Origin of the sequence: Bacillus sp. 522_BSPC (genome assembly GCF_001076885.1) — a bacterium.
Classification (GTDB): Bacteria; Bacillota; Bacilli; order Bacillales; family Cytobacillaceae; genus Niallia; species Niallia hominis.
In genome coordinates this window covers 40,415-47,798 of the sequence record NZ_JVDT01000263.1, presented here as the reverse complement: position 1 = coordinate 47,798, position 7,384 = coordinate 40,415, and the positions used below count along the sequence as shown (strand labels likewise).

Genomic DNA, 7,384 nt, shown 5'->3' with positions numbered 1-7,384 from the left:
GGTTCTAAGTCAATTGTTGGGGTAAAATACTAGGCTACCGCGCTTAAGCTTGGTGGCATTTGTATGTTTGGAAGGTCTTAGACCCTCCAAACATACAAATGTTCATTCTCTAGTTTTTATCCAACATGTATTCCAATTCCCTTAAATTGATGTGTTAATAATATCTTGGCACGAAAGCGCTCAAAACTTCTAAATCCAAATGCGTTTCGTTTGATTACTTTGGTGGAATTGTTAATCCCCTCAAGAAAACCATTTGAGTAATTGTACACAAAGCTGTTGAGTATCTCCGTCTGCCAATTCTTGAATGTCTTTATTACATCAGACATCTCTAAAATACCTTCGGTTTTAAATCTTATTAAAAGTTGTTCGAGTTCATATTTGACCTTCTTAATTTGTGTGCTTCCAATTTCTTTAGCCCTTGTAAACCATGCTCGAAAGGCTTCTTTCAGTTCATAGGCCTGCTTTAATTCTTCCGACATAGATAGATATCTCTCTAGAAGCCAACGTTCTTCATTATTTAACTTATCTTTTGCTTTATGAAAGACATGTTTCATTCTCTTACACTTCTTACGATCATACGCATGAAAGTTTTGTTGGACACGTCGCCTAACCTTATCTAATGCCCAATAAATATATCGACAAAAATGAAACCTGTCCGCTACAATAACTGGTTTACCCAGAGCTTCTTGTACAGCTGCTTTAAAGGATGGACTCATATCCATGATTACGATTTGTACTTGCGCTCCATGTTTTTGAAGGTACCGTTTAATCGTTTTTTTATACCGATTTGGAAGAATGTCAATTGGTTCTCTTGTGATTCCATTAGCTATAATTAATTGATATTTCCCTTCCTTGGTATCGCCTTTGTACTCATCAATAGCTATCACTTTTGGCAGCTCTGTGACCGGATGAATTGCTTCTTTGGCTATTTGATCGAAACGACGAACAACTGTTGTTGGGGATGTTCCATAAACTTCTGCCGTCTCTTTATATGTTTTTCCTTTTATTGCTTTGATTGCAATTGCCTGGTTCCATTCGATCGTACTACGCTGATAACACTCTACAAACGTGTTCATTTCAGAGAATCGCTTTCCGCAAGCACAAACATATCTTCTTCTTTTATAGAACAACAGCGTTTTTCGTTCAAACCACTTCAAATGTTTGATTTTTTGAATGCGATAATCATGAATTCGATTGGTTTGACTGCCACACTTTGGACAACAGTGCGGTTTACGCTCCATCTCTACATAAACATGAATATATTCTCCTACTTCTTCTACGTTTTTTACCAGCACATCTTTTAATCCTGGAATAGAAATGTTAAAATTCATATACACGCATCTCCATTTCTTTACTTGTTTCTCGACAATTCAAGTATAAAAGAATTGGATGTATGCGTGTATTTTTTTGCATACAAATTGTAGGACAACCCCAACAAATATTATAGAGCCCTTATAAAAGCTATTTTTATATTTTACGATACAGACAAAAAAAGGGTACGCTTTACGCGTACCCTTTCCTAGATGAACAATTACTCGTTTCGGTCATCTTTTTTGTTAATATTTACCTTCACATCATCTGAACCTAAAGTCGTATCAGCTTTAATCGTACGATCAGGTAAGACACCATCTTTGTAAAGGCTATTGATTTGTTCAGCATCCAATGTCTCTATTTCCAGAAGTGTTTCGGCGATTAGGTTCAACTTCTCACGATTTTCTGTAAGAATTTGTTTCGCTCTTTCATAACACTCTTTTATGATTCGTTGAATTTCTAAATCAATATCATATGCAATTGCATCAGAATAATTTTGTTCATTATTTAAATCTCTACCTAGGAACACTTGGCTTTGTGCTTGACCGAATTGTAATGGTCCAAGCTTATCACTCATTCCATACTCTGTTACCATCTTACGAGCAATACCTGTAGCTCTTTGGAAATCATTATGTGCTCCAGTACTTACTTCACCAAATACGATATCCTCTGCCACACGACCACCAAGTAATCCAGTAATCTTATCAAGAAGCTCTTGCTTGGTCATTAAGAAACGATCTTCCTTAGGAAGCATAACTGCATACCCACCAGCTTGACCTCTAGGTACGATTGTTACTTTATGAACCATATCAGCCTCATCTAACACAACACCGATAATTGTATGACCTGCTTCATGGTAAGAAACAATATTTCTTTCTTTTTTAGAAACAACTCGGCTTTTCTTGGAAGGTCCAGCAATAACACGGTCTGTTGCCTCATCCATGTCTTCCATATCAATTTTCTTCTTATCAGCTCTCGCTGCAACAAGCGCTGCTTCATTTAGAAGATTTTCTAAATCAGCTCCAGAAAATCCTGGTGTACGCTGAGCAATGCTTTTTAGATTGACAGACTCATCTAAAGGCTTATTACGAGCATGTACACGTAAAACTGCCTCACGACCATTAACATCTGGTCTGTCAACTGTAATTTGTCGGTCAAAACGACCTGGACGTAATAATGCAGGGTCTAAAATATCAGGACGGTTTGTAGCAGCGATAATAATGATACCTTCGTTTGCACCGAATCCATCCATTTCAACTAATAATTGGTTTAAGGTTTGTTCACGTTCATCGTGTCCTCCACCTAAACCAGCTCCACGCTGACGACCAACTGCATCTATTTCATCAATAAAGATAATACAAGGAGCATTTTTCTTCGCATTTTCGAATAAATCACGAACACGTGAAGCCCCTACCCCTACAAACATTTCTACGAAGTCAGAACCACTGATGGAGAAAAAAGGTACGCCAGCTTCTCCTGCAACCGCTCTAGCAAGTAGTGTTTTACCTGTTCCTGGAGGTCCATTAAGAAGGACTCCTTTTGGTATTCTAGCACCTAGCTCAGCAAATTTACGTGGATCTTTTAAGAATTCCACAACTTCTACTAGTTCTTGCTTTTCTTCGTCGGCTCCTGCTACATCATTAAAGCGAACTTTTTTCTTTTCTTCATTGTAAAGCTTTGCCTTACTTTTACCAAAGTTCATTACTCGGCCGCCGCCGCCACCTTGGGCTTGATTGAGCAAGAAGAAAAATAAGATGAAAATAATCACAAACGGGATAATTGAAGTAAAGAATGTGATCCATCCGCTTGTTTCTTGCGCTGGCTGCACATCAATATTGGAACCTTCTGTAGCAGCTTTCAAGATCACTTGAGCATTTGTTTCATTGTTTGTTACATAAGAAACAAATGTTTCATTTTCTTTGTAGCCCTTTAATTTCCCTCGTACTTCAAGTACACCTCTTTCAGGCTGCTGCGTTATTTCTGCAACATCACCAGCTTCAAGGTGATTTATTAATTCAGTATATGTTAATTGCTTGGTAGGCTGATTATTTCCATTGAAAAAACTAACCACACCGATAATTACTAAAAAGATTAATAAATAAAAAATGGTATTACGAAAAATACGGTTCATCCCTTACCTCCTCCCACGGTAAACAAACTATAGAGTATAGTAACATAGAAAATTAAGTAAATTCAAGGAATTACCCTTTCTGGATCTGAATTCCTTTCTTTTATCCTTATTTACTATCACTTGCATAAACTTCCGGTTTTAAAACACCAATATAAGGTAGATTACGATATTTTTCTGCGTAGTCTAATCCATACCCCACAACAAAAGCGTCTGGCACGTTAAATCCTACATAATCTGCTTCAAGATCCGTTTTTCTACCAGAAGGTTTATCAAGAAGAGTCACAATTTTGATTGATTTTGCTTTACGATAACGGAACAACTCTACAAGATAACTTAATGTTAATCCACTATCAATAATATCCTCAATAATTAGTATGTCTCTTCCTTCAACAGAAGTATCCAAATCTTTTAAAATTTTTACTTCTCCAGAAGAAACAGTAGAGTTACCATAACTTGACACATCCATAAAATCCATCTCTAGGTATGTATCCACTCGCTTTAAAAGATCGGCCATAAAGGGCATAGCACCTTTTAACACTCCAATTGCCAAAGGAAATTTATCTTGATATTCCTCTGTAAGTTGAAAAGCCAAATCCTTGATTTTACCTTGTATTTCTTCTTCAGATATCAATATTTTTTCAATATCGTGTTTCATTTCTTGTGTGCCCCCTAGAAGATCATTGCTTTTTATATGTTATTAATAGATTACTACCACTATTCGTATTACTATGAGAATATATCGATTTTTTTAGTCCAGGTATCCAAAGAATTTCACCATTACTATCCGTAATAATTGGCCAATTCTCTCTTTCATGGATTGGAATCTTCTCATCGATAAAAATGCGGTTCACTTTTTTCTTACCATCCATCCCTTTTAAATGGATTCTATCGCCAGCGCTTCTTGTACGGATAATAAGAGGGAAGGAAATAGAAGAATCCAAAAGAATACAATGATTATCAGTATGATGTTCACCGTCTATATATTCTACCTTAATATTATACCCATTTGGTAATAATAACTCTCCCATTTTTGATAATTCATAATAAAAGGATTTTGTTGGAGAAAAATTAAGCTGAAAATGAAGATAATGGTACGACTTTTTCACTTTCAGACCATTCGGGAGATCAATATTTCCAGAAGAATGAGGACTCTTAAGTAATATCATCATTTGCTCAGTATGTAATGCGGATAATGAAATAGGCATCTCGTCATAGAGATAATTTAATATTAGTTGAATACATCTTCTTTGTAAAGGAATAGCTATTGAAAGAAATCGATTAATATCAACTACTGCTTCCTGTTCTCGTTTTTCGACTAATATAAATGAAAGCCTTTCTTCTGCCTGCTCCATTAAATAAGCTTCATCGTCTGCTAATTCTTCACTAAACCGCTGGAAATGCTTTGCCGCGTGTATGTTTTCTTTTTTCAAAAAGGGCACAACATACTTTCTATATCGATTGCGGCTGTATGTGTCTTTTTCATTGCTTGGATCTCTTCTTGGATTTAAATTATGTACTTTACAATATTCCTCAATGTCGTCCCTTTCTAAACATAAAAAGGGACGAATAATATTTCCTGCTCCGAAAGGACGGATAAAAGGAATTCCAGCTCTCGCCTTACCTGAACTCCCTCTCGTTAATCGCATCAGAATTGTTTCTATTTGATCATCACCATGATGACCTAGTGCTAAATAATCTACGTTATTTTCCCTCATCACTTTTTCATAGAAAGAATACCTACATTCTCTTGCAGCTTTTTGTGAATTCATCCCTGTTTTATTTATAAACTCAGGCAAATTTATTCTTTCCCAAGAAAAAGGGATATTTCTCTCTTCACAGAATAATTTCACAAATTCAGCCTCTTTAAGCGACTCCTCCCCTCGAAACATATGATCGACATGCCCGGCATACACAGTGATTTTCCATACTTCTTCCTTTGTCCATAAAAAATGAAGAAGCGCTAAAGAATCAGGTCCACCCGATACTCCAACTAAGATTTTTTTTCCTTCTAGGGTCACATTTTTTCTTTGCAGATAATTCGAAACTTGATCCTCAAACATTCTAATTACTTCCTTATCACTATCACTATTCTAGCAACACTCAGGTTATTACTTTTTCATCCGAGGTTGTAGTTACTATAGTCAAGGATATCACTTTTTTAAAAGTGATACCAAAGACTATTCTCTAAAATTGTTAAAATTCCTCTTTTCAAGTTAATTGACCATATATATACAAAATGTAACAAATGGAAATAAGAATAATGATAAGCATAGATTCAATCCAACCGGCTTTTTTCTTCTTTTTAACCATTTTGCTTCTTGTATTGGAAGTTTGGAGGTTTTGTCCTTTTACTTGTCGAGAAATATTTGCTTGAGATCCAGCTACTACTTTCCTTCTACTTGTGTTACCACCATTCGTTAATTTCAATAAATCAAATCGCATTTCCTTTGCACTTTGGTATTTTCCCGTTAATGCTTTTATAAGAATTCCTTCATAGCGAAGAAGTCCTTTTTTTTGCCGAATCATCGTTTGTAGCTGTTTTATTCCGCCTTCTGTTTTATTAAAGCGCTTTGGATGATATATATTTAGCATAATCATAGCAACTGCAAATAAATCATAGCTCGGCTCTGCCTTTCTGGTTCCCAATCCCCAGTAGCCTCTATCAAAGAACTCTGTAAATTCTTTAATTGCCCTTCCAATAATCGTTGTTCCGCCTACATCAATACATCTAATTTTCGTAGGTGGTCCTGTAATAATCAGATTCTCTGGCTTCAAATCTCCAAAAACCCAGTTGTTTTCATGGAGAACTTGTAAATCTTTTAATAATTGGATCATTAGTACATCAATCCATGAACCTTCCTTATTATGAATAAAGGCGAGTAAATCAGGTCCATTAATGTATTCCATTACATAAAAAGAGATATTCCCCTTATTTGTTACCCAATCATCCACATCTATTAAAGAAGGTCCAAGGCTATAACCTTGGACCTTTGCAAAGGACTTCAATACATTTACTTCGGAAGTTATAGATACGCTATTGTTGCTTAATTTTAAAGCAACTTTTCCTATTCGGGAATCTGCTAAAAAAACAGTGCCATTTGCTCCATAGCCAAGCTCCTTCAAGATGGTATATTGCTTGTTATGCCACTTTCCTTTTACTACCGTACCGCCGTTTATTTTAAATGGACTCTTCGAAGTATTCATCATCACTTGAAATCAAGCTCCTTAATGAGCGCTTATGCTTAAAGTAATAGACTGCTTCTTTTAAAGCTGGACCAGTTGGCGTAATTCCTCCTGTAGATAATTTCGGAAATATACTGGTTAGTGATTCTAAACGAGGAGTCCAATCCATTAATTTTTCGACATCTTTCTTTTTCCCGGGAAATACAAACACTGAATAACGATTCTCGCCAGAACGTGCATTCAAGCTTAGAGATAAATCAAGCAAAGCCTCTTTTACAGTTGGCAGTTTATGCTTCATGCTAGCGCTTGTATCTAGCAATACCAATACTTCAAGTTCAACTGTCTCTCCTAGTTCGTCAACAACCTCCATTACTTCTCCTCGCTTTTCCGGCGGAAGATCCTCCATTGTTTTCGAGGAACCTAATATTTGCTGAAGCTCTTTATTGACTACACCTTGGAGTGTTTGAGTCATTGCTTTTTTCGTAACCATTTGGACAGTCTGACTTAATTGCTGCGCATATACTATTTGGCTGACACCACCTCCAGAAAGTGCGATGCCTTCGATTTCCTTCATCCCCTGCTCGTCAATTGTATCTTGTTCCATTACTCCAATGACATTAACCGTAATTCCTTGTTCATTCGCTAACGCTGCCATCGCAATTGGATCTTCTCCTTTATTAGAACATCCATCTGTAATAAGCAGAACCTGCTTTAACGTACCTGTTTTCATAAATATCTCCCCTCCATCTTCGTGAGTTA

At 36.3% G+C, this 7,384-nt stretch carries 6 protein-coding genes; all 6 read right to left on the bottom strand.

Annotation, left to right across the window (positions count from 1 at the left end; genetic code table 11):
• Positions 1–116: 116 nt before the first annotated feature.
• Complete coding sequence (locus tag ADJ83_RS22010) at positions 117–1,337, bottom strand: ISL3 family transposase (protein WP_081836520.1); 1,221 nt, start codon at positions 1,335–1,337, stop codon at positions 117–119.
• Positions 1,338–1,531: 194 nt separating this feature from the next.
• Complete coding sequence (gene ftsH / locus ADJ83_RS22005) at positions 1,532–3,442, bottom strand: ATP-dependent zinc metalloprotease FtsH (RefSeq protein WP_048719108.1); 1,911 nt, start codon at positions 3,440–3,442, stop codon at positions 1,532–1,534.
• A 106-nt stretch (positions 3,443–3,548) separates the two neighbouring features.
• Positions 3,549–4,097, bottom strand: a complete 549-nt coding sequence (gene hpt, locus ADJ83_RS22000) for a hypoxanthine phosphoribosyltransferase (RefSeq protein WP_048719106.1) — start codon at positions 4,095–4,097, stop codon at positions 3,549–3,551.
• Between the two features lie 22 nt (positions 4,098–4,119).
• Entirely contained in the window at positions 4,120–5,502 is a 1,383-nt protein-coding gene (gene tilS, locus ADJ83_RS21995) for a tRNA lysidine(34) synthetase TilS (RefSeq protein ID WP_048719103.1), read from the bottom strand.
• A 148-nt stretch (positions 5,503–5,650) separates the two neighbouring features.
• Complete coding sequence (locus ADJ83_RS21990; protein ID WP_031537144.1) at positions 5,651–6,652, bottom strand: protein kinase domain-containing protein; 1,002 nt, start codon at positions 6,650–6,652, stop codon at positions 5,651–5,653.
• Positions 6,621–7,355: a vWA domain-containing protein gene (locus tag ADJ83_RS21985; protein WP_031537143.1), complete on the bottom strand. Its 735-nt coding sequence runs from the start codon at positions 7,353–7,355 to the stop codon at positions 6,621–6,623. Before ADJ83_RS21985 ends, ADJ83_RS21990 begins: the two co-directional genes overlap by 32 nt.
• Between the last annotated feature and the right edge of the window lie 29 nt (positions 7,356–7,384).